The 25214-nt window shown below is 63.3% G+C and carries 24 protein-coding genes and 1 tRNA gene; 9 read left to right on the forward strand and 16 right to left on the reverse strand.

What is annotated here, in order from left to right; translation table 11 throughout:
• Positions 1-411: 411 nt before the first annotated feature.
• A tRNA-Ile gene (locus tag NKH38_RS00005) sits at positions 412-487 on the reverse strand.
• A gap of 135 nt (positions 488-622) precedes the next feature.
• On the opposite strand from NKH38_RS00005, the gene NKH38_RS00010 reads away from it, so the two are divergent.
• Positions 623-1333: an SIMPL domain-containing protein gene (locus NKH38_RS00010; RefSeq protein WP_023731628.1), complete on the forward strand. Its 711-nt coding sequence runs from the start codon at positions 623-625 to the stop codon at positions 1331-1333.
• A gap of 259 nt (positions 1334-1592) precedes the next feature.
• Here the strand turns inward: NKH38_RS00010 and NKH38_RS00015 are convergent, their stop codons facing one another.
• Together NKH38_RS00015 and NKH38_RS00020 are read right to left on the reverse strand one after the other, a co-directional pair.
• Positions 1593-1937 carry a hypothetical protein gene (locus NKH38_RS00015; RefSeq protein ID WP_023672466.1) on the reverse strand — a complete coding sequence of 115 codons (345 nt, stop codon included), beginning with the start codon at positions 1935-1937 and terminating at the stop codon, positions 1593-1595.
• A gap of 220 nt (positions 1938-2157) precedes the next feature.
• Positions 2158-2604 (reverse strand): YcgN family cysteine cluster protein, encoded by a 447-nt coding sequence (locus NKH38_RS00020; RefSeq protein ID WP_023672465.1) that lies wholly within the window; start codon positions 2602-2604, stop codon positions 2158-2160.
• Between the two features lie 202 nt (positions 2605-2806).
• On the opposite strand from NKH38_RS00020, the gene NKH38_RS00025 reads away from it, so the two are divergent.
• The gene (locus tag NKH38_RS00025) at positions 2807-5002 is read left to right on the forward strand and encodes an OmpA family protein (protein WP_352758323.1); all 2196 of its coding nucleotides are present in this window, start codon (positions 2807-2809) and stop codon (positions 5000-5002) included.
• A gap of 375 nt (positions 5003-5377) precedes the next feature.
• A complete protein-coding gene (locus tag NKH38_RS00030; RefSeq protein WP_352759248.1) occupies positions 5378-5842 on the forward strand; it encodes a TIGR00645 family protein in 465 nt (154 codons plus the stop codon).
• A gap of 131 nt (positions 5843-5973) precedes the next feature.
• Here the strand turns inward: NKH38_RS00030 and NKH38_RS00035 are convergent, their stop codons facing one another.
• The 3 genes from NKH38_RS00035 to NKH38_RS00045 all read right to left on the reverse strand — a co-directional run bounded on the left by NKH38_RS00035 (position 5974) and on the right by NKH38_RS00045 (position 8563).
• On the reverse strand, positions 5974-6840 hold the full coding sequence (locus NKH38_RS00035) for an SDR family oxidoreductase (protein WP_352758325.1): 867 nt from the start codon (positions 6838-6840) through the stop codon (positions 5974-5976).
• Between the two features lie 119 nt (positions 6841-6959).
• Positions 6960-7682, reverse strand: a complete 723-nt coding sequence (locus NKH38_RS00040; protein ID WP_156937171.1) for a helix-turn-helix transcriptional regulator — start codon at positions 7680-7682, stop codon at positions 6960-6962.
• A gap of 8 nt (positions 7683-7690) precedes the next feature.
• A complete protein-coding gene (locus NKH38_RS00045) occupies positions 7691-8563 on the reverse strand; it encodes a S1C family serine protease (protein ID WP_352461910.1) in 873 nt (290 codons plus the stop codon).
• A 169-nt stretch (positions 8564-8732) separates the two neighbouring features.
• On the opposite strand from NKH38_RS00045, the gene NKH38_RS00050 reads away from it, so the two are divergent.
• Positions 8733-9686: a S1C family serine protease gene (locus NKH38_RS00050; RefSeq protein ID WP_352758327.1), complete on the forward strand. Its 954-nt coding sequence runs from the start codon at positions 8733-8735 to the stop codon at positions 9684-9686.
• A gap of 4 nt (positions 9687-9690) precedes the next feature.
• On the opposite strand, the gene NKH38_RS00055 is transcribed toward NKH38_RS00050, so the two are convergent.
• Positions 9691-10602 carry an arginase family protein gene (locus NKH38_RS00055; RefSeq protein ID WP_023672458.1) on the reverse strand — a complete coding sequence of 304 codons (912 nt, stop codon included), beginning with the start codon at positions 10600-10602 and terminating at the stop codon, positions 9691-9693.
• 94 nt (positions 10603-10696) lie between these two features.
• Entirely contained in the window at positions 10697-11122 is a 426-nt protein-coding gene (locus NKH38_RS00060) for a VOC family protein (RefSeq protein ID WP_023691511.1), read from the reverse strand.
• Positions 11123-11188: 66 nt separating this feature from the next.
• Here NKH38_RS00060 and NKH38_RS00065 point away from each other — a divergent pair, with 66 nt between their 5' ends.
• Positions 11189-11815, forward strand: coding sequence for a TetR/AcrR family transcriptional regulator (locus NKH38_RS00065; RefSeq protein WP_023672456.1), 627 nt, complete (start codon positions 11189-11191; stop codon positions 11813-11815).
• On the opposite strand, the gene NKH38_RS00070 is transcribed toward NKH38_RS00065, so the two are convergent.
• Positions 11748-12704, reverse strand: coding sequence for a LysR family transcriptional regulator (locus NKH38_RS00070; RefSeq protein WP_352758330.1), 957 nt, complete (start codon positions 12702-12704; stop codon positions 11748-11750). The two genes, NKH38_RS00065 and NKH38_RS00070, sit on opposite strands and share 68 nt — an antisense overlap.
• A gap of 109 nt (positions 12705-12813) precedes the next feature.
• Here NKH38_RS00070 and NKH38_RS00075 point away from each other — a divergent pair, with 109 nt between their 5' ends.
• From NKH38_RS00075 to NKH38_RS00085, 3 genes are all read left to right on the forward strand, one after another.
• On the forward strand, positions 12814-13449 hold the full coding sequence (locus tag NKH38_RS00075) for an FMN-dependent NADH-azoreductase (protein WP_023672454.1): 636 nt from the start codon (positions 12814-12816) through the stop codon (positions 13447-13449).
• Positions 13450-13559: 110 nt separating this feature from the next.
• Entirely contained in the window at positions 13560-14993 is a 1434-nt protein-coding gene (locus NKH38_RS00080) for a 3' terminal RNA ribose 2'-O-methyltransferase Hen1 (protein WP_352758332.1), read from the forward strand.
• Complete coding sequence (locus NKH38_RS00085; RefSeq protein ID WP_352758333.1) at positions 14990-17566, forward strand: polynucleotide kinase-phosphatase; 2577 nt, start codon at positions 14990-14992, stop codon at positions 17564-17566. The genes NKH38_RS00080 and NKH38_RS00085 overlap by 4 nt, the downstream gene beginning before the upstream one ends.
• Before the next feature lies 1 nt (position 17567).
• On the opposite strand, the gene NKH38_RS00090 is transcribed toward NKH38_RS00085, so the two are convergent.
• Together NKH38_RS00090 and NKH38_RS00095 are read right to left on the reverse strand one after the other, a co-directional pair.
• On the reverse strand, positions 17568-17861 hold the full coding sequence (locus NKH38_RS00090; RefSeq protein WP_352758335.1) for an HlyU family transcriptional regulator: 294 nt from the start codon (positions 17859-17861) through the stop codon (positions 17568-17570).
• Between the two features lie 101 nt (positions 17862-17962).
• Positions 17963-18634, reverse strand: coding sequence for a PadR family transcriptional regulator (locus NKH38_RS00095; protein ID WP_352758337.1), 672 nt, complete (start codon positions 18632-18634; stop codon positions 17963-17965).
• 272 nt (positions 18635-18906) lie between these two features.
• Between NKH38_RS00095 and NKH38_RS00100 the strand changes: the two genes are divergently transcribed.
• A complete protein-coding gene (locus NKH38_RS00100) occupies positions 18907-19164 on the forward strand; it encodes a DUF2798 domain-containing protein (RefSeq protein WP_023672449.1) in 258 nt (85 codons plus the stop codon).
• A 45-nt stretch (positions 19165-19209) separates the two neighbouring features.
• Here the strand turns inward: NKH38_RS00100 and NKH38_RS00105 are convergent, their stop codons facing one another.
• The 5 genes from NKH38_RS00105 to NKH38_RS00125 form a co-directional block, all read right to left on the reverse strand.
• Positions 19210-19590 carry a thiol-disulfide oxidoreductase DCC family protein gene (locus NKH38_RS00105; protein WP_352758340.1) on the reverse strand — a complete coding sequence of 127 codons (381 nt, stop codon included), beginning with the start codon at positions 19588-19590 and terminating at the stop codon, positions 19210-19212.
• A gap of 69 nt (positions 19591-19659) precedes the next feature.
• Positions 19660-19953 (reverse strand): GYD domain-containing protein, encoded by a 294-nt coding sequence (locus NKH38_RS00110; protein WP_352758342.1) that lies wholly within the window; start codon positions 19951-19953, stop codon positions 19660-19662.
• Between the two features lie 190 nt (positions 19954-20143).
• On the reverse strand, positions 20144-22168 hold the full coding sequence (gene rpoD, locus NKH38_RS00115) for an RNA polymerase sigma factor RpoD (protein WP_023672446.1): 2025 nt from the start codon (positions 22166-22168) through the stop codon (positions 20144-20146).
• Positions 22169-22580: 412 nt separating this feature from the next.
• Positions 22581-24521, reverse strand: a complete 1941-nt coding sequence (gene dnaG, locus NKH38_RS00120) for a DNA primase (RefSeq protein WP_352758345.1) — start codon at positions 24519-24521, stop codon at positions 22581-22583.
• Positions 24522-24692: 171 nt separating this feature from the next.
• A complete protein-coding gene (locus tag NKH38_RS00125) occupies positions 24693-25061 on the reverse strand; it encodes an RcnB family protein (RefSeq protein WP_352758347.1) in 369 nt (122 codons plus the stop codon).
• Positions 25062-25214: the final 153 nt, after the last annotated feature.

A 25214-nucleotide genomic window follows, 5' to 3' on the forward strand; every position in this document is an offset into this window, starting at 1 on the left:
CTCCTGCATCACCGCACGGAGCACTTCGTGCAATCCATCCGGGTTCGAAAGCAAAATGTCTTTGACGGCAGCGCTGGCGGTCTAACTTCAGTCTTGGTCATGGCGGCGTTCCTTCGCGGGAATCAGTGACGTGAACAATCACCAGCCTGCCATGACCGCCCCCTCTCAGCGAATTTGCAGAACTCTCAGCACACAACCATCCGGCGAGCATCTCGCTGATCAGTCGACCATCGCTTTGGCAAACACTTGGCTACGGAATTCGCCTGACAGAGACGGACGACCAAAAGTCAGGTGTTTTGGGCGCTCACTGCGTCGTCTCAGCCAAGTGTTGCCCACTACCGGGCACTAACCCACGGAAATGTCGGAGCAATTCTGAGACTGATGGAAACTCCGGAAATCGGGTGGACTGGATGGTGGGCCCGGAGGGACTCGAACCCCCAACCAAGCGGTTATGAGCCGCCGGCTCTAACCATTGAGCTACAGGCCCCACGCGCGCTGGATTAGTGTTTTTCGTTACGCGGCACAAGGCTTTCCGGACGGGCTGGCCGAGATCGCCCAAATCAGCCCATATTCGCGCCCTAGTCGACAGGCGCGACTGGATCGCACACCGAGGAGACTTTTCATGACCAGACATATATTGCCGCTCGCACTTGCCGCCGCGATCGCCTTTCCGGCGATGGCAAGCGCTGCCGATTCGCTGCCCCCGCCCCGCATCATCGTGTCGGGTGAAGGCCAGTCGACCGTGGCGCCTGACCTGGCGCTGCTGACGCTCAGCGTCATGCGCGAGGCCAAGACCGCACGCGCGGCACTCGACGCCAACAACGACGCCATGGCCGCCGTGATCGCGGCAATGAAGTCGGCAGGGATCAAGGACCGCGACCTGCAGACCGCCGGCATCCAGATCAACCCGCGTTACAACTACACCAACAAACCGGACGGCAGCCAGGAAGCCGAGCTTGTCGCCTACCAGGTGACCAACACACTCTCGGTGCGCATCCGCGACATCGACAAAACAGGTGAGATTCTCGACAAGGCTGTGTCGCTCGGCGTCAACCAGGGCGGCGGCATTTCGTTCTCCAACGAGGATCCGAAAGCTGCCGTCACCGAAGCCCGCAGGAAGGCGGTCGCCGATGCCATGGCCAAGGCCAAGACGCTGGCTGAAGCCGCCGGCGTCAGCATTGGCCGGGTGCTGGAAATCACCGACCAGAACGTTGCGCCGGCGCCGATGCCGATCAATGCCAAGGCCTTCGATGCGGCAGGCGCCGCGGTTCCCGTGCAGGCCGGCGAGAATGCCTACGCCGTGCAGGTAACAGTGACATTCGAGCTTAAGTAGCAGGCCGCCGGGCCGGGCGCGGTTCTGCTGAACCCGTCGGCCGGAACCGCAGATTTCCGACATGAAAAACCCCGGAGGACTGGCCTCCGGGGTTTTTTCGAGCCGCACCTTTCCGCGGAGGGAAAGGGGCTCCTGGCTGACCCTAGAAGGGTCATGCCGCTACTCCAGGCTGATCCTCGCAGACGAACATGCCTCCGGATCGACCTTCGCAGAAGGTCGTATCCCAGACTGATCTTCGCAGAAGATCAGTCTGGTTCTCTTAGCGATAGATAACCGGGCAGCCGCGCTCATTGGCGAACACGACCACTACGCGATCGCCATACTGGCGGCCGGCGACCTTCACCACGCGGCGATTGACATCGACGATGCGGACGCGGTGCAGGCCCATGCGCTCGGCCTTGTCGAGGGCGCGGTCCGGCGAGCAGCGGCGCCAATTGCGGTCACGGCGAAAGCCGTCCTCATCGTCGCCGGTGTAGACGCCGACGCGGCGGTCATGGTTGTTGCCGAAGCCGAGATAGATCGAGTCCGCCTGAGCGGGCACTGCGGCAAGGGTGCCGAGAGCTACGAGACCCGAAAGGGCTGCCGTCTTGAATGAGTTGAACATTGTCTTCTCTCCTTGTTGAGGGCTTGCGCCCGTCTTGGTCGAACCGATGGGGGGAGAATGCTCCTTGCAATCTGAACTCTTCGCGAACCGGCCGTTCATTTTCGGTTAATCTGCCCGACAGGTTGAAAGCAACCGCCCCTTCCACCGCTGCAAACGATCCTGATCGTCAAAAACGTCCAATGGCGCAGAACGCCCTATGGCAGCGTCCGTTCCAGAATGCTCAGGGCTCGTCATCGAGCATATAGTCGAAATAGTCGTCCGGCTCGGCCAGATCGGTCTCACTGGCGCGGACGCGGCCGCGCATGGAGATGCCGGCATCATGAACGGTCTCGGCACTTCCCGACACCAGCCTGTGCCACCAATAGAGGTCGTGCCCCTCGGCAACCAGCCGGTAGGCACAGGTTTTCGGCAGCCACGTGATGGTGCGCACATTCTGCGGCGTCAGCCCGACACAGTCCGGCACGCGCGCCAGCCGGTTGGCATAGTCCGAACAGCGGCAGCTTTGCCCATCGAACAGCCGGCAGCCGACTGATGTCCAGTAGATCTCGCCGGTATCCTCGTCCTCGAGTTTAGACAGGCAGCATTTTCCGCAGCCGTCGCACAGCGATTCCCACTCGGTGGGCGTCATCGCTTCCAGCGTCTTGGTCTTCCAGAACGGCGTTTCCATTATGGGTCGAGATGTGGCCTCCGCATGCGGCAAGGTCAAGCTGTTGTGTGACTTCAAGTTCCGGCCGCACCATAGGAAAAACATGAAGTTGCCTTCAAAACGCCGGTCAATCGTCCTTGGGTGCGGGTAATGCCTGCAAACCGGAACCAATCCGGTCAAGGACAGTTTGGGCAGGGATGGGACCCCACAAGGAGAATTTAAGATGAAACGCCAACCACGGGTACTGGCAGGTACGGCACTTGGCCTGCTTATGGCATCCGCGCCGTTGGGCGCATCCCCGTTGCAGGGCAACGCCGTTTTCGGCCCCTTGCAGCACACGGCCGCGCCACTGATCCTGGTCCAGGACGACCCTGCTGCAGATGGTCAGCAGACCGACCAGGAACTGCCGCGCAAAAAGAAACGCCAGCAGGCCGAACAGGCAGCGCCGGCCGCCGAGCAGCCTGCACCGGCTGCAGAGCAACCCGCCCCTGCCGCCGAGGAACAACAGCCGCGCAGGAAGAAGCGGGATCAGCAGCAGACCGAGCAGGCCCCGGCCGAACAGGCCGCACCTGCCGCCGAGGAACAGCAGCCGCGCAAAAAGAAGCGCAATCAACAGCAGCAGATCGAGGCGGCGCCTACGGATGAGGGCGGCGCCCAGGCAGCGCCGGCGACCGATGAGCAGCCGCTCAAGCCACGCAAGAAGAAGCGTGACCAGCAGCAGATCGAGGCAGCACCGGCTGAACAACCGGCCGAACAGGTAGCTCCGGCAAATGAAGAACAGCCGCTAAAGCCGCGTAAGAAGAAGCGCGACCAACAGCAGATCGAAGCGGCGCCCGCTGAACAGCCGGCCCAGCAGCCTGCCGAGCAAGCAGCGCCCACCGAACAGGTGGCGCCGGCAAACGACAACAAGTCGGGCAAGAAAAAGCGCAAGCAGGATCAGCAGATTGAGGCCGCGCCTGCCGACAAAGCGCCAGACGTCAAAGTTGCGCCTGCCGGAGAGCCCGCGCCGCAGGCCGAGCCGATTCAGCCCCCGGCCGATCAGCAAGCGGCTCCCGCCGAAGGTGAACAGCCGAAGGATCAGGCGAAAAAGCACGGCAAAAAAACTGTCGGCGAACAGCCGGTGACGGGCGAACAGCAGCCTGCGACCGGTGAACAACAGCCTGCGGAGCAACCGGCCAATGCCGAGCAGCCCGCGCAAGGTGAGACGCCGGCGCAGGGCGAAGCCACGGCCAACCCCGACGAAGCACCCATTCTGGACAGCCAGAAGGATGCCAGGCGCAAGCACCGCAAGGACCAGGGCGGCAACAGCCAGAATGGCGACGGCCAAAATGGGAACGGCCAAAATGCTGGCGGCCAGACGGGCGAGCAGCCCGCGCAGGGCGGCACCGAAGCGCAAGCCCCAAAGCCGGCTCCGGTCGACCAGGGACCGCCGCCCACCGACGACAAGTCGGCTCAGCAGGCAATTCAGCCAGAAAAGATCGCCCCGGTGACGGAGGAAAAAGGCAAACGCGTCGAGCGTGCACCCGATGAGAACATCCGCGACCGCCGGCGTCCGAAAGGCGTCGACGTCGTCCGGCAACTCGGCGACCGCGTCATCCTGCAGTTCAACAACCAGACGATCGTGCAAAGCAATGACGCCCCGCGCATGCACCGCGGCGCCAGGAATGTTTACTACGAGGATCTGTCGGGCAACCGCACCCGCGAAATCGTCGAGCGCGACAATGGCATCCAGATCGTCACCATCCGCAACCGCAATGGCGACGTCATCAGGCGATCGCGCATCACGCCGGATGGGCACGAATATGTGCTGAGCTATGTCGACGAGCGCAGCTATGACGACGACAATGACTGGCGCGATCCCGGTGACGACCTGCCGCCGATGCGGCTCACCATCCCGCGCCGCGAGTACATCCTCGATTCGGAAGATGTCGAAAGCCCGGACGATTATTACGAGTTCCTCGAACAACCGCCGGTGGAGAAGGTCCAGCGCCTCTATTCCATCGACGAAGTGAAGCGTTCGGCGCGCGTGCGCGACATTGCCCGTCGCGTCGACCTCGACACGCTGAACTTCGAGTTCGGCTCGGCGTCGATATCCGACACCGAAGTGCAGAAACTGGAAGGCGTCGCCACGGCCATGGAGAAACTGTTGAAGAAGAACCCGGCCGAAACCTTCCTGATCGAAGGCCACACCGATGCGGTTGGCACGCCGGAGGCAAACCTTGCTCTGTCCGACCGGCGCGCTGAGTCTGTCGCCGAAGCGCTGACCAATGCCTTCGGCATCCCGCCGGAAAACCTGACCACTCAGGGCTATGGCGAGGAATACCTCAAGGTCAACACCACGGCGCCCAACCGCGAGAACCGCCGCGTCGGCATCCGTCGCATCACCTCGCTGGTGGCACCGGTGGCGAGTAACAATTGATCTGCTTTCCAATGGCTTGAGCAGCTTTCTGGAATCAGATCGACAACAAGGACCCATCCCGGCAGACCGGGATGGGTCGAGCTGCGGACAGCAATCCCGGTTCAACAAGAATTGTACTGGTATTAGAACCGGCTCATTGAATAGAGCGGCCGCCCTCCCCAGATTCAAGGCTGGGCGTTCCCTGCCCCGTCCCGACTCCAGCGGGATGCATTGAACCCCGCCGGCCCTCCCGGCGGGGTTTTTTTGCGTCGCAATTTGCCTTGCAAACCGCGGCAAGCTGATCGAAATACCCCAGTCGACATCAAAGCTGACCGGAACCGCTGCATGAAACGTCTCGAACTAGCCATCGAATCGATCATCCTCGCCTAACGCTGGCTGCTGGTGGTTTTCTATATCGGGCTGGCCCTGGCGCTCGCCGTCTATGCGCTGTCCTTCGGCAAAAAACTCTACGAGTTCGTCATGGTCGCCTTCACACTCGACGACACCGACACCATCCTGAAGATGCTCGGCCTTATCGACGCCGCACTTGTCGCCTCGCTGGTGGTGATGGTGATCATCTCCGGCTACGAGAATTTCGTCAGCCGTTTCGACGACCAGGATGGCGGCGTACACTGGCTGGGTACCATCGATGTCGGCTCGCTGAAGGTCAAGGTCGCCTCGACCATCGTCGCTATTTCCTCGATCCACCTGCTGCAGGTGTTCCTGAATTCGTCTTCCTATACGATCGACCAGCTGATGTGGCTGACCATCATCCATCTCGCCTTCGTCGTCTCGGCGCTGATGCTGGCCTATATCGACCGGCTGATGGGACTGAGCAAAGGCAAGAAGGGCGAGGCGTGATGAGCCCCTTTCTCCCGTTCATGGGGAGGTGAGGCTGGTCCGCACAGCGGGCGAAAGGCAACTGCTTGGTTTTTCGAACGACCAACGCCGGCAGGTGGATGAGGGGCAGCGCCGGCGGCCCGTGATTTCCGTCAATAGACGCTTTTGACGTTCGTCGGCGAATTGGCAAATACCGCGTCCGGCACGAAAAAGTCGCCGGCCAGCGGCCCGGTCGCGCCCGGCGCATAGACCGCGAAATCGGTCACGCCCTCGGCGCGCAGCACCTCTTCATCGATGTAGAAATTGCCCGATGTCTCGCGCGATGGCCGCAGGAAGATGGCGTGTGCGGCATCGGCCATGATGTCGGGTAAGCGGCTCATCGCCGCCACCGTCGCGCCGCCGAGCAGATTGCGCACCGCAGCCGTGTCGATGGCCGAGATCGGCCACAGCGAATTTACCGCGATGCCGTCCTTGGCAAACTCGGCGCTCATCCCCAGCGTGCACATCGACATGCCGAACTTGGCCATGGTGTAGGCGACGTGGTTCTTGAACCATTTGGCCTTCATATCGAGCGGCGGTGCCAGATTCAGAATATGAGGATTCTCAGCCAACTTCAGGTGGGGAACGCACATTTTCGACACCAGGAAAGTGCCGCGCGTGTTGATCTGGTGCATCAGATCGTAGCGCTTCATGTCGGTCTCCAGCGTGCCGGTGAGCTGGATGGCGCTGGCATTGTTGACGCAGATATCGATGCCGCCGAACTTTTCGACGGTCTTGGCAACCGCCTCGGCCACCTGCGCCTCCTCGCGGATGTCGCACAAAACAGGCAGCGCCTTGCCGCCGGCCTGCTCGATCTCCTCAGCTGCCGAGTAGATCGTGCCCGGCAGCTTCGGATGCGGCTCGGCGGTCTTGGCCGCGATCGTCACATTGGCGCCGTCGCGCGCCGCCCGCAACGCTATCGCCAGCCCGATGCCGCGCGACCCGCCGGAGATGAACAGCGTCTTTCCCTTGAGCGACATGTCTTGGCACCTCCCTTGCTACATCACTGACGCGAACCATTGCGCGGCGGCAATGCACTGCGCAAGGCCTCGGCAGCCTGCAACGGGTTACGCAACGTAGGCTCAAACGGATAAGGGGGTTAGACCAGCACCAGGCCCTGCCGCATCGCGATCGCGATGGCATCCGTGCGGTTCGCAGCACCCAGCTTGATCAGGATCGCGGCGACGTGGAACTTTGCCGTGTGCACGGAGATGTTCAGCCGCCGCGCGATCACCTTGTTGGGCGCGCCTTCGGCCAGCAGCGCCAGCACTTCGGCCTCGCGCGGCGACAGCGCCGGACGGGCGGTAGCGCCATCGTCCAACGGCTCCTCGCCGAACAGCCCGCTATGGCTTCCGCCGTTGGCGGCGCCATCGAAATCGTCGTGGCGAGCGGGCGTCGAACGCCCATCCCTGGACACCCGGTAGCCGGCCGCCGCCAGTCTGACGGCAGCCGCGATCAGATTCGCATCCGACGCCAAAGGCAGCACGGCAAGCACCCGGTTTTCCGGCCGGCCAGCGCTCGCGGATAGCAGCACCCGTGGGATTGCGCTGTTGCCACCATCGGCTCGATCGAGCCAGGCCGCACTGTTCGCAACAGCGTCATCGAAGACAGCGACGTCGGCAATCCCGCTGCCGGCTACGACCGGAAGCAGATCGTCCGCCATGGCAAGCGAAGCTGACAGGCGCTCGGCACGCGCGGCATCGTGCAGCGCGATCAGCACCACGAGCTGGCGTCCGCCGCCCGCCACCTCCGGCCGACCCACCTCCGGCCCACCCACCTCCGGCCCACCCGCCTCCGGCCTTGTCAGCGTGTCGCTTTCCATCGGCCCTCTCAGCTCAGCGGTTTTTCACCGACGGTCAGCGCGACGTCGCGCTGCTCGCCGCCGCGCACCACGCCGAGCGTCACCGCAGCGCCCGCGCTATCCGGCCCAAGCTTTCGGATCAGTTCGCGCGGGCCGTGCACGGCCTCGCCATTCCACGCCACGATGATGTCGCCCAGCGCAAGGCCGGCGGCTTTGGCCGGACCGTTGTCGTCGAGGCTCATGACCATGGCGCCGCGCGCCGCGCCGTCACGGATCGGGTGCAGGCCGGCGCCGAGATAGCCGCGCGCGACATGGCCCTTTTCACGCAGCGTCGCCACGGCCCGCTCGATCGTCTCATAAGGCATGACCAGCGCACGACCACGTGGCCCAAACAGCAGCATGCCGATCAGCGCGCCCTTGGCGTCAAGCACCGGCCCGCCCTCGAAACGGCCGCCGGCATTGACGGCGAGATTGATGCGCCGATCGATGGTGCCGCCGCGCATCGAGCGCCAGGCGGGGCCGACCTCGCCGACCGAGCCCGAGACAGCCAGCGCCGAGCCCTGACTGCTGCCGACAGCGATGGCGACGTTGCCCGGCCGCACCCCATCCGCCTTGGCGAGCGCAGGCGCCGCGGCCGCGCCGGCCGGCTTCAGAAGCGCTACGCCGGTCGACGGATCGCGACCGACCAGTTCGGCCTTCACCGCTTCGCCCGAAGCCAATGTCAATTCGATCTCCTCACCGGCCTCGACAGCTTCCTCGGCGGTGACGAAACAGCCGTCACGCCAGTGGAAGGCGCTGGCGGTGCGATGGTGATGGGTGGTGAAACTTGCCGTTGCCGGCGCAGCCTTGGCGGCGAGATCGGCGATGGCCTCGGAAAATGCATTAAGGTTGAAGTCACTCATGATGATCTCCTGGGTTTTCTCATGCCCCAGATATCGCTCGGCAGTGCGCCCGGAGGTACTCGTCTGACGGCTAGTTACTGGTTTGACTGGCCATCTGGTCAGGTCGCGGCAGTTCGAGCCGCTCCGCACATATAGTCATCATCGCGCCTGAAAACACGGAGCCCCGCCAATGGCCCTCGCCGCCCACAAGTTCGAAACCGACGACACACTGCTCGACGCCTATTCGACGACAGTCGCCGACGCCGTCGACCGCATCGGCCCAGCCGTCTGCCGCATCGAGCGCGTCGGTGGCCAAGGTGGCCATGGCTCCGGCTTCGTCATCACCCCGGACGGGCTGGTCGTCACCAATTTCCATGTCGTTGGCGATGCCAAAACGGTGCGCGTCTCTATGCCCGACGGCGCCTCCAGCGAAGGCCGTGTGCTAGGCCGCGACCCCGACACCGACATCGCGCTGGTGCGCGCCGATGGCAGCTTCACCGAAGTCGCGCCGCTCGGCGATTCCAAGCGGCTGCGGCGCGGCCAGATCGCCATTGCCATCGGCAATCCGCTCGGCTTCGAATGGACCGTAACGTCAGGCGTGGTCTCCGCACTTGGCCGTTCGATGCGCGCCTCGACCCGGCGGCTGATCGACGATGTCATCCAGACCGATGCCGCGCTCAATCCCGGCAATTCCGGCGGACCGCTGGTGTCGTCGGCAGGCGAGGTCATCGGCGTCAACACCGCCATGATCCACGGCGTCGCGCAAGGCATCGCCTTCGCGGTCGCTTCCAACACCGCCAATTTCGTCATTTCGGAGATCATCCGCTTCGGCCGCGTGCGCCGTGCCTTCATCGGCATCTCGGCCGACACCACCAGTTTGCCGCGCCGCGCCGCCCTTCTGTCGCAGGTGACCACCAGTACGGCGGTACGGCTGCGCAGCGTCGAGAAAGACGGACCCGCGGCGAAGGCCGGCCTCAGGGAAGGCGACATCATCGCGTCAATAGACGGTCGCCCGGTCACCGGCGTCGACGACCTCGTGCGCATGCTCGACGCCGAACGCATCGGCCGCGAGACGCTGTGCACCGTGGTGCGCCGCACCGGCGTCAGCCTGGTGACGGTGACGCCGGTAGCAAGGGCGAGTTGAGCCCTTATCGAGGGTTGAGCACCCGCCCGAGCAGCGACACCAGCAGTCGCGCAAGGTCACCGGTCGGGTCGAGGTCGGGATCGTAGATCGTCATGTCCAAGCCGGTGCAGCGCTGGTCCGCTGTCAGCGCCGACAGAATGGCAACGAGTTCATCGGGGTCGATGCCGGGGCTGCCGGGCGAATCCACCGCCGGCATCACCGTCTGGTCGAGCACATCGACATCGAGATGCAGCCAGTAGGGACAGCCGGCGCGCGCCAGCGTCGCTCTTGTCTTTTGCAACACTCCAGCCGCGCCGAGTTCCTGCGCGGCAAAGACGTCGATGCGCGTCACGGCGGTCGCATTGATGTCGGGCCAGGCAAAATCGGCATCGCGGCTCTCGCGTTCGCCGATCTGAACCACCGCCTCGTCGGCGACGAGCGGACCGACAACACCTGGCCATTGCGCCAGCAAAGCCTCGCCGCGTCCGGTGGCAAGTGCCAGATCCATGCCGGCAACCGAGCCGAGTGAGGCATTGACATCGTAGTTGCCGGGATGGCGGAAATCGCTGTGGCCATCGACATGGACCAGGGCGACCGCGCCCGAGCGCCGCGCGGCGACCAGTGCGCCAAGCAGGATCGAGCAGTCGCCGCCGATGATCAGCGGGAACTCGCCTTGCCCAAGCGCACCGGTGACGATCTCGGCAAGATCGAGGTTGAAGCAGCGGATCGCCGGACCATTACGCAGCCTAGTGCCCGGTTGCGGTTCGGTACTGTAGGCGGGTCTGTCGAGATCGACCACCCGCCCCGGCGCCAGCGACTCGATCAAACCAGCTTCGCTCAGCGCCTGCGGCGCACGCCAGGTGCCGGGCACATGGCCCGGCTCCAAGGGCCGAAGGCCGAGATTGGATGGCGCACGAACAAGGCAGATGTCACGCATGCGGCAGGCCCAGCTTCAACATCACCAACATAGACCGCATGGTGCGGGTCCGGCCACAGCGGCCGGAGCCGCTGCCGACATTTGCTGCCATTGTTCAGGCGCCCGCCGCGCCCGCCGCGAATTGCGCCTGAAATTCCGGGCTGAGCGGGATCGGCTTGATGACGTCGATCAGCACGCCATTGGGATCCCTGGTGATGAAATGGCGCTGGCCGAAGAGTTCGTCGCGCAGCGGGCACAGGATCGGTAGGCCGGCCGCAACGATCCGTTCATAGACAGCATCAGGATCCCTCACCTCGAAATTGATCAGCAGCCCCGATGTGCGGCCGCGCCCCCCCTCGGGGATCGTCTCGTGGTCGCCCTGGACGATACCGAGATTGACCCGGCGATCCTCGGCAGACTGCAGATGCACATACCAGTCGCTCGCAAACAGCGGCTTGAAGCGGAAGTGATTGATATAAAAGGCTTTTGTGCCGGCTACGTCGCCCGTCATCAGCACCGGATAATAGCTCGTCGTCTTCATCTTTCTTTCTCCCGTCAGCCAACATACAGTTTGCATGTAATTCAAAATAACATACAGGCTGCATGTATGCAACGAGAAACCCCGCGCCGCTCCAACCGCGACCGCACCGAAGCGACGCGCGCCGACCTGATCGCTGCGGCGCGCAAACTGTTCATCGAAAAGTCCTATGCCGAGACCGGCACGCCGGAGATCGTTGCGGCCGCCGGCGTCACCCGCGGCGCGCTCTATCACCACTTTGCCGACAAGCAGGCGCTGTTTGCCGCTGTGGTCGAGCAGGAGGCGGCGGCGGTGGCGCAAGAGATCGAGCGCGCCTCGCCGCCTTCTTTGTTTGCCCGCAATGCGCTGATTGCCGGCTCGGACGCCTATCTCGCCGCCATGCGCGCGCCCGGCCGCACGCGGCTTTTGCTGCTCGACGGGCCGGCCGTGCTTGGCCGCGCCGCCATGGATGCGATCGACAATCGCCACGGCAACCGGTCGCTGCGCGAAGGCCTGGTTGCGGCAATGCGCGAACAGTCGATGACCAGACTGCCGGCCGATGCGCTGACCGCTTTGCTCGCCGCTGCCTTCGACCGCGCAGCACTTGCCGTCGAGGCCGGCGCCTCGGCCGAAGACTATCGCGCCGTGCTCATGGCTCTGATCGATGGGCTGTCTCCGGCTCATCCTCAGGCAGGTCGTCCGGGTCGAACTCGTTGAAGCAGCCGAGCTGGCGTTTGAACTGGTCGATCAGCCAGGCCGCCGCCGGTTTCGGGCTGCGGTCGGCGCGGTGCATGGCATAGAGCGATGAGCGCACCTCGCTAAAGGGTTCAAGGTCGAGTTCGACCAGCCTGCCGCTGGCCAAATCGTCCGCGATCAGCCAGCGCGGCAACCCTCCCCAGCCCAGCCCCTCGCGCATCAACGTATGCTTGATACGCACATCTGTCAGCCGCCATGTACGATAGGCAAAGACGCCGAAGTCGCGTCCCTTGGTGCGTTCCGACTGGTCGCTGACAACCAGCTGGGTGTGCTCTCGCGCATCCTCGAGCGCCACCGGTTTCGGCAGCAGTGCCAGAGGGTGGGTGGGGGCGGCAGCCAGCACGATCGACATGAAGCCGATGCGCACGAGATGCACGTCGACCTCGCCCAGCAAGCCACCGATGCCAAGATCCGACTGTCCGCTGACGACATGGTCGGGGATCAGACCGAGCGTGCCGATATGGAGTCGCATCATCACGGTCGGGAACTGCGCCTCGAACGCCTTCAGCACGCGCACCAGCACTGGCGAGGGCAGCGCCGCGTCAACCGACAGCGCAACTTCAGCCTCCAGCCCCTGATGGTGACCGTCGGCACGCGAACGGATGCGCTGCAGCACGCCGACCATGCGCCGGGCGTCCTCCAGCATCGCCCGGCCGATTTCGGTCAGCTGCGGCTCGCGCGTGCCCTCGCGCTCGAACAGTTTCAGGCCAAGCTGCGCTTCAAGATTGGCGATGCCGTAGCTGATGACGGACTGCGCGCGGTTAAGCTTGCGGCCGGCGGCTGAGAAGCTGCCGGCGTCGGCGACCGCAACCAGGATCTGCAATTGGTCGAGCGTCGGATTGGGTTGCACGACATACCTACTTTATGGATGGATCGTATAGAAAATATACCAGTTTTTTGAATGGGTCGGTAGGCCCATATCAGGCGGGAGAAATCAATTCCCACTGGAGAGAACCGCTATGTCTATCCTGCTTGTAACCTCGAGCCCGCGCGGCGCTGCCTCGCACTCGACCCGTATCGCTACCGAATTCGCTGAAAAGCTCGTCGCCGCCGACCCGTCGAATACGCTCGTCGTACGCGACCTAGTGGCCAACCCGCTGCCGCATATCGACACCGATTATGCGACCGGCATCTACACCCCCGTTGAAGCCCGCACGCCGCGCCAGGCCGAAGTCGTCGGCGTCTCCGACATCGTGCTTGACGAACTGTTCGCAGCCGACACCGTGATCCTGGCCACCGGCTTCATCAACTTCAACATCTCCTCAACCCTGAAGTCCTGGGTCGATCACATCTCCCGCTCCGGCAAGAGCTTCTCTTATGGCGAGGGTGGTCCCAAGGGCCTCGTCACCGGCAAGAAGGTCTATATCGTACTCGCCTCGGGCGGCATCTATTCCGAAGGTGCGGCCGTGCAGTTCGATCACGCCATCCCCTATCTGCGCGGCGTGCTCGGCTTTCTCGGCATGACCGATGTCGACGTCATCCGCATCGAAGGCGTCGGCATGGGCCCTGATGCCGTCACCGCCGCGCTCGCCAATGCGACGGCCAAGGTCGATGCCGTGGTGGCCAAGACCGCGAGCGCGCAAATCGCCGCGTAAGCACACCCCGTCATTCGCATTGAAAAGGCAGGCGCTTCGGCGCCTGCCTTTTTCCTTGTCAGGCGGCGCGATAGGTTGCGTGTCGAAAACGGATCTATCGCGTTACTAGATTGCCGCGCAACGCCATTGGTTATTCGGCCTGTCTGCGTTATCGGTCGCTGATGTTCCTTTCCGTCGCGACAACCCATCATCCAGCCACAGATCTCGGCTTCTTGCTGCACAAGCATCCCGAACGTCTGCACGAGACTGACCTATCCTTCGGCAAGGCCTGGCTGTTCTATCCGGAGGCGACCGATGAGCGTTGTGAGGCTGTGCTTCTGCTCGATGTCGATCCGATAGGGCTCGTTCGGGGCAAAGGCCAGGCAGAGGGCTTGCTGGATCAATATGTAAACGACCGACCTTATACGGCATCGTCATTTCTGTCTGTGGCTTTGAACAAGGTACTGCGGACAGCGATGACCGGCATCTCGAAGGAGCGCCAGCAACTGGCCGATAGCGACCTCCCGCTCGAAGCTGTGGTGACCCCGCTGCCGATGCGTGGCGGCGAGGCCCTGGTTCGAGATCTATTCGAACCGCTGGGATGGACCGTCAACCTGGCGCCGGTCGAAACTGTCGGATCTGGCGCGGGTGGACCACGATACGGTCATCTGAGGCTGACTGGCACCGGCCGCCTAAGCAGCCTGCTCAACCACCTTTATGTCCTGATCCCGGTGATGGACGACACCAAGCACTACTGGGTGGGCGAGGCCGAGATTGACAAGCTGCTGTCCAAGGGCGAGGGCTGGCTGGAAAACCACCCAGCCAAAGACCTGATCGTGCGCCGTTATCTGCGCAACCGAGGTGCGTTGGCCCGCATCGCCCTGGAGCGGCTGGCTCCGGAGACGGCCAATGAGGTCCTACCCCCCGAAGCCCGGGCTGCACCTGAGCAAGCGCTGGAGGCGCCCATCCGGCTGAACGACCTGCGCATGGACGCCGTGGTGCAAGCCATTCGGGCGACCGGAGGGGCCAGTGTTGCAGATTTGGGGTGTGGCGAAGGCAAGCTGCTCTATCGGCTCGTGCGCGAAAAATGGGTCCACAAGCTGTTCGGGCTCGACCCCGCTATTCGTGAACTGGAATGGGCCGGCAAGCGTCTCAAACTGAACGAGTTCGGGGGGCCGCCTGAAGACCGGGTCACGTTGCTGCACGGATCGCTGACATATCGCGACAGCCGATGGGCGGAAGCCGACGTCGCTGTGCTGGTCGAGGTCATCGAACATCTCGACGAAGACCGGCTGCCAATGATCGAGCGTATTATCTTCGGCGAGACAGCGCCAAAATTCGTGATCGTGACTACGCCGAACGCTGACTACAACCCCTTGTTCCCCAGTCTGGCCGCCGGCGCTTTTCGCCATCCGGATCACCGTTTCGAATGGGGCCGGGTTCGGTTTGAAGCCTGGGCGGTCAGGATCGGCGAGATCTATGGCTATAGCGCCGCCTTAAGTGGCATCGGAGCCGTGGACCCCGTGCTCGGCGCGCCGACGCAGATGGCGGTGTTCACCCGATGAGAGAGCCAGACAAGACCGACCTCACCATCCCTGACTTCGCCCTCGTCGTGCTGATCGGCTCGACGGGATCGGGCAAGTCGACCTTCGCCGCCAGGCACTTCCTGCCGACCGAAATCATCTCGTCGGATCGCTGCCGCGCGCTCGTCAGCGACAACGAGACTGATCAGGATGTCTCGGCCGACGCTTTTGATTTGGTGCGCGAAATCGCCGGCAAACGGCTCAAGCATCGAAAGCTGGCCGTCATCGACGCGACCAATGTGCGACCCGCTGATCGCAAGGCGTGGGTCGAGCTGGCGCGCAAATGGCACGCTTTGCCGGTCGCCGTGGTCATCGATCCGGGTGTTGATGTTTGCGTCGCCCGCAACGCGCTACGAGCCGATCGTCCCTTCGGCGCCGGCGTTGCCCAGCGCATGACGAACGAAATTCGCAAGGGCCTCGGCGGCCTGCAACGCGAAGGTTTCCGTCAGGTCTGGAAGCTCACCGGCGAGGCCAGTATCGACGCGGCCAAGGTCTCGCGTCAGCCATTATGGACCGACAAGCGCGACGATTGCGGTCCTTTCGACGTCATAGGTGATGTCCATGGTTGCGCCGACGAACTTCAGACCTTGTTCTGTCAGCTCGGTTACAGCATCGCCTGGTCCGACGGCCATGGTGATCGGACCGTCACTGTAACGCCGCCAGAAGGCCGCAAGATCGTCTTTGTCGGCGACCTCGTCGATCGTGGTCCCAACGTGCCCGACGTCTTGCGCATCGCCATGAGCATGGTCGCGGCGGGAACCGCCTACTGTGTCCAGGGCAATCACGAACGCAAACTCAGCCGCTGGCTGGAAGGCCGCAAGGTCACGATCGCCCACGGCCTGCAGCAAACCATCGACCAGTTGGACGCTCAGGATCGCGGCCTGCGAGAGGCTTTGCCGGCCTTCCTCGACAGCCTGCGCAGCCACGTCTGGCTGGACGGCGGACGCCTCGCCGTGGCACATGCCGGACTCAAGGAAGAGATGATCGGGCGCGGTTCCGGCGCGGTGCGCGAGTTCGCCCTCTATGGCGAAACCACGGGCGAAATCGACGAATTTGGCCTGCCCGTCCGTGCCGACTGGGCAGCCGCCTATCGGGGCAAAACCAGCGTAGTATACGGGCACACGCCGGTGCTGTCGGCGGAGTGGGTCAACAACACGCTTTGCATCGACACCGGCTGCGTGTTCGGCGGCAAGCTGACTGCCTTGCGCTGGCCGGAACGCGAACTGGTCGACGTGCCGGCAGTCGAGACCTGGTCCGAACCCGTGCGTCCCCTCGGTGGACCGGGCCTTGGCAAATCGGCACAGGCCGATGCCGACGGCGTGCTCGACTATCAGGATGTCTCTGGGCGACGCTGGATCGAGACCGAACTGAAAGGCAGGGTTGTCGTGGCCGAGGAGAACGCGTCGGCGGCACTTGAGGTGATGAGCCGCTTCGCGCTGTCGCCGCAGTGGCTGGTATATCTGCCGCCGACAATGTCGCCATCCGAGACCAGCAGCCAAGCCGGCTGGCTGGAACGCCCCGAGGAAGCTTTCAGTCATTTCCGCGAGCGTGGCGTCACCCAAATCCTGTGCGAAGAGAAGCACATGGGTTCGCGGGCAGTCATCGCTCTGTGCCGAAACGCGCAGACGGCGCGCGACCGGTTCGGGGTATCTGGCGACGAGACAGGCGCGATCTGGACCCGGACCGGACGCTCCTTTTTCAGCGACAGCGGCATGACGGAGCGCCTGCTCAATCGCCTGCGCGCCAGCGTCGACGCTGCGGATCTATGGCAGGAATTGAACAGCGACTGGTTGCTGCTGGACACCGAGATCATGCCATGGTCGGCCAAGGCAAGCAGCCTGATTGAAAGCCAGTACGCCCCAGTGGCAACGTCTGCGGCCGCTGGGCTCCAGGCCAGCCGCGAAGCGCTGGCCCGTGCGATGGCACGCGGCGTGGATACGGCCGCGCTCAAGGCTCGCATTGAGGACCGCGCCGCGCGTGCCGCCAGATACGCCACTGCCTGGGCGCCTTACGTGTGGCCGGTCTCGGGCGTCGACGACCTGAAGGTCGCGCCGTTCCACCTGCTGGCAAGTGAGGGATGCGTCTGGTACGACCAGAACCACGTTTGGCACATGACGCTTGCGGACCGTCTAGCTGCCGGGGGCGGCGTGGTAACGCGAACGCAATGGCGGATGGTTGACCTGGCCGATGCCGGTTCTTGTGCGGAGGCCGTCGCCTGGTGGGAGACGCTGACCGACTCAGGCGGCGAAGGGATGGTAGTGAAGCCGCACGACTTCGTCAGCCGAAACAAGAAGGGGCTCATGCAACCGGCGCTGAAAGTGCGCGGCCAGGAGTATCTGCGCATCATCTATGGCCCCGAATACGATGCACGGGACAATCTCGTGCGCCTGCGCGAACGAGGCTTGGGTGGCAAGCGCAGCCTGGCGCTCAGAGAGTTCGCGCTCGGTCACGAGGCACTGAAGCGGTTTGTCGCCAAGGAACCGCTGCGACGTGTTCACGAGTGTGTTTTCGGCGTGCTGGCGCTGGAGAGCGAGCCAATCGATCCGAGGCTGTAGGCTACCCGAACATCCTCTCGCCTTGCTCGTCGACCAGTTGCATGCCCTTCTTGATCGAGATGTCGACGGCGTCGTCCAGTCCGGCAAAGCGATCGGCGCGGATGAATTTGTGTTCCTTCATCACGCCGTCGACTTCCTTCGAAACCACGCCGCAGGTCTGGTATTGGCCCCCCTCCGCCTTGTAGGGCGTGGCGCTGATCAAAAATCCCTTGTGCTCAACCTGCTTTGCCGGTGCTGCACTCTTGGGCTCGCGCCCCTCACCGCCACCACCGAAAAGACGCTTCAGAAAAGACATGGGGCTTCCTCCAACGGCAATCATCCCGCACCACGTCTCGCGGTGCAGGATGATTTTCAGTACCGTTCCTCAGTCGAACGGGCAAGCGTTCTCGCCAGGGGTCAACCGCGCGATAGCGCTTCCAGGGCTTCAGCGGCGGCTTCCAGGACTGCAATCGCCTCGGCCTGCTTTTCAGCCGGCGCGTCGACGAGATCGCCGAGAGCGGCACGCAGCCGGTGGCGCACGGCGCGGAACTCGTCGCGGGCTTCCGAGCGACCACCACGCCGTCCGCCTTCCTCGCCGTCGTCGTTCCAGCCGAACCAGTCCCGCGCTTTGGCCATCTTGCGGCCGAAGCGCTCGAGATGCTCGAGCACGCCGTCGATCATTTCGCGATTTTCGTTGAGATGCGCCTGCCCCGCCTCGGTGATCGAAAACACCTTCTTGTTGCCGTCGGCGGCTGAAGCCGCATAGCCGGCCTCTTCCAGGAAGGTCAGCGTCGGATAGACGACGCCCGGGCTCGGGCTGTAGATGCCGCTGGTGCGCTCTTCCAGCGCCTTGATGATGTCGTAGCCGTGGCGCGGCGCCTCGGCCAGCAGCGACAGCGTGATCAGCTTGAGATCGCCGTCGGCCAGCATGCGCCCGGCACGAAACATGTCGCCCGGGCCGCCGCGTCCACCGCCACGTCCGCCGTGGCCGAACGGACCAAAGCCGCCGCCCCCTCTTCCACCAAATTTGCCTGCCATGTGCAGGAATGCGCGCTCGGCGCGCTCGCCAAAGGGATGATGTCTGTGCATGAATTGCTCCTTGAGTTATATCTTACGATACATCTTAATTAGGCTTACCCCGCCGACGAGTCAAGATATATCTTACGATGCATCTAAAGGCGGCGCCAGAAGGTTGATTTCGCCGCCGCCGGCAGCTAGAAAGCGCGTGAGGGCCAAAACCTCTCCGTAAGCGTCTGACGTCAAGCAACGCATCCACCCCGGTCTTTCCGGGCAGTTCCGCCGGAAACCCGGCGCAATGGATGCCAAATGCGACGGACCGGATGTTTCAGGAAAATCCAAAAATGACCACGACCCGTAAGCGCGGCAAGCTGCCGGCGCGCTATGCCGCGATCGTCAGTCCGCTGGTGCTGTCGCTGCTGATGACCTTCATCGTCTCGTTCATATCGACGCTGAAAAGCCTTGGACTGCAACCTGATTTGCCGGCTGTCTGGCTCACTGCCTGGGGCCTGTCCTGGCTGGTAGCGTTCCCAACGTTGCTCATGGTGCTGCCGGCGGTGCGCCGCATTGTCGGCTGGCTTTGCGAGCCGGCGTCCCGGTAACGCCCATGACGGTAAGGCCCGCAGATATCTTCGGGCCTTGCCTCGCTACCAGCGGCCCTTGCGCCGGTTCCAGGCATAGAGAAGATCGGCGAAACGATCATAGGCCAAGCGCGTCAGCGGCAGCGCGACCGGATTGCCGAAGAGCGTCGCCAGCCAGCCCTCGCCCGGCGTCGCCCGCCAGACGGCAACCGCGACATCGGCGCCGACCAGCAGCCTGCCTTCGGCATCGGTGGCATGCAGCCGGCGGCGTATGTCCTCCAGCGAGGCGCTGTAGCCAGAGAGCGCCGCCGGTTCGAGGTTGATGTCGCGGAATTGGATCCGCCCGGCCTTGATCGCCTCGATCAGCCGCCATTTCTGCCGGGTGATGCCGCCATCGCAAACCGGGCAGCGTGTGTTGTACCAGACGGTCAGCGCAGGCTTGGACATGGAGCGACTATCACCCTGACGGCACGGCCCCGCAATATGACGCCGAGCCGCACGGACCCGCGCCCAGCGCTATCCAAGCGAAGTGACGATCTCGCGATAGGCAAATTCCGGGAAAGCCTTGAGCGTTCGCGTCTTGACGCTGCCACCCGTTGCCAGCATCAGGGCGAAACGAGCAAGCACGGCATCGTCGGGCGCCTCGATAATCGCCACCATGTCATATTCGCCCATAGTCAGGTAAAACGCCTTGAACGAGGCGCCCATGTCGGCCAGTTGCTTCTTGGCGGCATCGAGCCGCTTCGGCGACTCTCGGATATTTCTGGCGCCCTGTTCCGTCCAGTTCATCAGCAGGATGTAGGTTGTCATCACACACCTCCCTCCGGCGCCACGGAGCACGGCTGAGGACATCAGCCGGGGCGGACATCCGGTTTTTCGCCCAGAACATGCATCCGACCAGGCAAGTATCCTCCCGACGGAGATGGGCGACAAGAGCCTTCACCCGGCAACAAAAAGGGCGCCATCGGCGCCCTTTTCGAATTCTGGTCTGTTGCCGGTATCAGCTGTCGAGGAAGCTCCTCAGCTTGCGGCTCCGGCTCGGGTGCTTGAGCTTGCGCAGCGCCTTGGCTTCGATCTGGCGGATACGCTCGCGCGTGACCGAAAACTGCTGGCCGACTTCTTCCAGCGTGTGGTCGGTGTTCATGCCGATGCCGAAGCGCATGCGCAGCACCCGCTCCTCGCGCGGCGTCAGCGAGGCGAGCACCCGCGTGGTGGTCTCGCGCAGATTGGCCTGGATCGCCGCATCGATCGGCAGGATCGCCATCTTGTCCTCGATGAAATCGCCCAGATGCGAATCCTCTTCGTCACCCACAGGGGTTTCGAGCGAGATCGGCTCCTTGGCGATCTTCAAGACCTTGCGCACTTTTTCGAGCGGCATTGCGAGCTTTTCTGCCAGTTCCTCCGGCGTCGGCTCGCGGCCGATTTCATGCAGCATCTGGCGCGACGTGCGCACGATCTTGTTGATCGTTTCGATCATGTGCACCGGGATGCGGATGGTGCGCGCCTGGTCGGCGATCGAACGCGTGATCGCCTGCCGGATCCACCATGTCGCGTAGGTCGAGAACTTGTAGCCGCGGCGGTATTCGAATTTGTCGACCGCCTTCATCAAGCCGATATTGCCTTCCTGGATCAGGTCGAGGAACTGCAGGCCGCGATTGGTATATTTCTTGGCGATGGAGATGACGAGGCGCAGATTGGCCTCGACCATTTCCTTCTTGGCGATCGCGGCTTCGCGCTCGCCCTTCTGCACCTGGTTGACGATCTTGCGGAATTCCAGGATCGAGATCGCCGTCTCGGTTGCGAGGTTCTGGATTTCCGAACGCAGATCCTTGATCGCGTCTTTCTCGTTCTTGGTGAATTCCTTCCAACCGCGCGAGGTCAGGTTGCCGATCGAGCGCGTCCAGTTCGGGTCGAGCTCGGAGCCCTGATATTCCTTGAGGAACTCCTCGCGGCGCACGCCATAGCTTTCGGCCAGGCGCAGCAGCTTGCCTTCGTTCTGCACCAGCCGCTTGTTGATGTCGTAGAGCTGCTCGACCAGCGCCTCGATGCGCGCCGTGTTGAGCGACAGCGACTTCACCGCCTTGATCAGCTGGTCCTTCAGCTCCTTCAGGCGGCGGTCCTGGCTTGGCGACAGCGTGCCGGTCGCGGCCAGACGGTTCTCGACCTGCTGGTCCTGCAGCTTGCGCAGCTTCTTGTAGGTGTCGGCGATGACGTCGAGCGTCTCCATCACCTGCGGGCGCAGTTCCGCTTCCATCGCCGCCAGCGACAGGCTCGCCTCGTCCTCGTCTTCCTCGTCGTCATCGACCAGGCCGCGCGTGTCGGCGCCGACATTGGTGATGTCGTCTTCCTCGTCGCGTCCACGCCTCGGCTTGTCCTCGGCCTTGGGCGCCTCCTCGATGCGCTCGACCACCGGCGCCTGCTTGGCTTCGGGGCCGGCATAGGTGGCTTCGAGGTCGATGATCTCGCGCAGCAGGATCTTGGATTCGTTGAGCTCGTCACGCCAGATGATGATGGCCTGGAAGGTCAGCGGGCTTTCGCAGAGGCCCGCAATCATCGTCTCGCGGCCGGCCTCGATGCGCTTGGCGATCGCGATTTCGCCCTCGCGCGACAGGAGCTCGACCGAGCCCATCTCGCGCAGATACATGCGCACCGGGTCATCGGTGCGGTCGGTCGGCTCTTTCTTGGTGGTCGTGGCGGCGACGGCGGTGCCGGTCTGCTCGGCCAGTTCGTTGGCGTCTTCCTCGGCGTCGGCATTGCTGTCGGCGGCCTCGGGCTCCTCGCTCTGATCGTCGTCCTCGACCACGTTGATGCCCATGTCGGACAGCATCGCATTGATGTCTTCGATGCGGTCCGGATCGGTCTCTTCCGACGGCAGCACCGCGTTCAGTTCGTCGAGAGTCACATAGCCGCGCTTCTTGGCGGCCTTGATCATCTTCTTGACAGCATCATCGGAAAGGTCGAGCAGAGGCCCATCGGTGGCGCCTTCACGTTCGGTCTCGACCTCTTCCTTTTCCTTTGTCGCCATAGTCTTTATCTTCTCCTAGCGGCCGAGCATCGAAGCCGCGTAGCTGCCGCACCGGTCAAACTACATGCGCTGGTGGCGCTTAACCGGGCCGGTAACCGAATCAACTCTTTTGTTTGTTCATATCGTGCCCCCAAAACCGGTTTTCACTTTTGGGCGATATGCATTAAGTCCAGATTAACCCTGATATCTGTGGCAGGCTGACAGCCTGTCCAGTGATCAGCACCTCGCGTCAGTGCATTTCCATCGACGCCGGCACGGGTTAAGGTTTCGAATCGTCCTGATTCCGTCATTCTGCCAGAAGGTCAAGCGCCTCTCGCATGATTCGCATCAAAAAAGCGAATCAATTACCCGACTTAGAGGCGTCGATTCGACGCGCAGCACGTACATCATCCATTCTTGCGCAGGTTTCGACCTACACGCGCCCACCCCTGCCCGAGGACACACCGAAGCCTTCGATCAGCGCTTCCGTTGCTTGTACATCACGGAACTGCGCCTGAATCTCGATGAGGTGCCGGTAGTTTTCGTCAGTGGGATCGCTGGCGAGCGCTGCTTCCGCCTGTTTCAGCTCCTTATGTAAGGTGCGCGCGCTGCGCTGCAAGTGCAGCGCCTGGTTGAAGGCGTCGCGGGCATCGTCAAGCGCTGCGGTTTCCAGCGCGGGCCATTGCCTGGCCCGTTGGATGAGCGCCACGGCGCGCCCCCAGATATCGCTGCAGCCGGCACGTTCGATGGTGGCGATCACCGCGCTACGGTCATTGGCCATGTCGTGCGCCATCGCATCGAGGATGGTGGCGTGCAGCCGCTGCAGATCGGTGTTGGCGAGATCGAGGAACTCGACATGGGCGAAGTTCTCGTCGATCAGCGCCGGATGGTTGACGAGGGCTACGATGATCGTCGCCTCGCGCACCGACATCATCTCGCCACCGCGTTTGACCATGGCGGAGCGGCCGAGGCTTTCGGTGATCGCGGCGCGCGCGCCTGCCCCGCTGCCTTTGGCGAACTGTCCGCCGGGTGCGGGCGTTTTGCCCTGCCCCGGTTTCCAGTCCTGGCGACCTTGCCGCACTTCGCGCTGGGCGCTGAAGAAGGTCAGCTCCCGCTCGCGCATCCACTGCTGGTAGTGGTAGCGCTGGCTCTCATCGCGGATGCGGCCGGTCAGTTCGCGCAGCGTCTTTGTCAGCCCCGCCCGCCGCTCCGGCGTGTCGAAGACGCCACCGGATGTCTCACGCATCCACAACAAATCAGCGAGAGGCCGCGCTTCCGCCAGCACGGCACGAAACGCGTCCGGCCCTTCTGCCTTGACCAGATCGTCGGGATCCTTGCCCTCCGGCAACAGTGCAAAGCGCACCGACCGCCCGGCCTGCACCGACGGCAGCGCGAGATCCGCGGCCCGCCACGCCGCCTTCAGCCCGGCCTGGTCGCCGTCGAAGCACAGCATCGGCTCAGGCGCCATGCGCCACAGAAGTTCGAGCTGGTTTTCGGTGAGCGCGGTGCCGAGCGGCGCCACGGCATTCTCGAAGCCGGCCTGCGCCAGCGCAATCACGTCCATATAGCCTTCGACGGCAATCACCGTGCCGCCTTTCGCCAGCGCTTTGCGGGCTCGGGCGAAATTGTAGAGCACGTTGCCCTTGTGGAAGAGCTCTGTGTCGGGCGAATTCATGTATTTGGCCAGCGCATCGGGCGCCAGTGCGCGGCCGCCAAAGGCGATGATCTTGCCGCGCGAATCCGGGATCGGGAACATGATGCGATCGCGGAACCAGTCATAGGAGACCGGGATGTCGTCGCCATGACGCACCAGCCCGCAGGCCTCGATGTCGGCCTTGGGCACACCCTTGGCGGCAAGATGTTCCTTCAGCGCATTGCGGCTGTCGGGCGCAAAGCCCAGCCGGAACGATTGCTGCGTCGCCGGCGTCAGCCCGCGATCCCTGAGATAGGCGCGGGCTTTTGCACCCTCCGGTCCTTGCAGCCGCTCCTGGAAGAAGGCAGTCGCCATCTCCATGACGTCGGTCAGACTGGCGCGTTCCTTCTCACGCTGTTCTTCCCGCTCGTCGCGCACCGGCATCGGCACGCCGGCCATGTCGGCGATCTTCTCGACCGCTTCGGGAAAGCTTAATCCGTCGAGCTCGGTCAGGAACTTGAAATGATCGCCCGACACCGAACAGCCGAAACAGTGATAGCGGCCCTTCTTGTCCTCGCAGTGGAAGGAGGGGCTCTTTTCGCCATGGAACGGACAACAGGCCCAATAGTCGCCGCGCGAGGCGTTGGTCTTCTTCCTGTCCCATGCGACGCGCTGGCCGATGACCGATGAAATCGGCACACGGTCGCGTATCTCATCGAGAAAGGCGGGCGGAAAGCGCATTGGGGAACTCGTTTGTCCCTCATATAATCATGCTCGCGGAATCCGACGACCCTTATTGCGGACCATACCCGGTTTCCACAGCCAAAAAGCCCGGTTTCTACAGCCAAAAGAAAGGCGGCCCTTTCGGGCCGCCTCCTTTCAAGTCTCTGCATTGCGCCGGCGAGGCCGGGCTTAATGCGCGGCAACGGCGCCGAAGATGATGCCGGACAGGACGCTGACCAGCACATAGTCGTTGCCGACGCGGATCCATTCCTGGCCGCGGCCGGGGCGATGCAGGCCGTAACGGCCATAATCGCGGATCGGCTGGTGCCGCTTCCAGCTGGAATATTTCTGGCCATTGCGCCAATGGCTGCGCTTGACGACCACCGTCTTCTTCACGACGCGCTTCCTGACATCGACATGCTTGCCGGGCCTCTGCCAGTCGACCTGCGTGTAATTCGACTGCGGTGCGACCGGTGCGTTCACCGGTGCGGCCTGGCCGGTAAGCGAAGTGGCGGCCAGCATCGAGAAAGCGAGGGCGGAAAGAACAATACGTTTCATAGCGGGGCTCCTTGGTTGTCGATACCTAGGGAATAGCGCCCGAAGGATGAACCGAAACTGAACACTAGCATTACATTTAGGTAATGAAATCCGGTGCTTATCCTGGATATTTGAACATCATCGCAAAGGCGATTGCCGGGAGTCCGGCAAACC

This window comes from Mesorhizobium sp. M1078 (assembly GCF_040318615.1).
Taxonomy (GTDB): domain Bacteria; phylum Pseudomonadota; class Alphaproteobacteria; order Rhizobiales; family Rhizobiaceae; genus Mesorhizobium.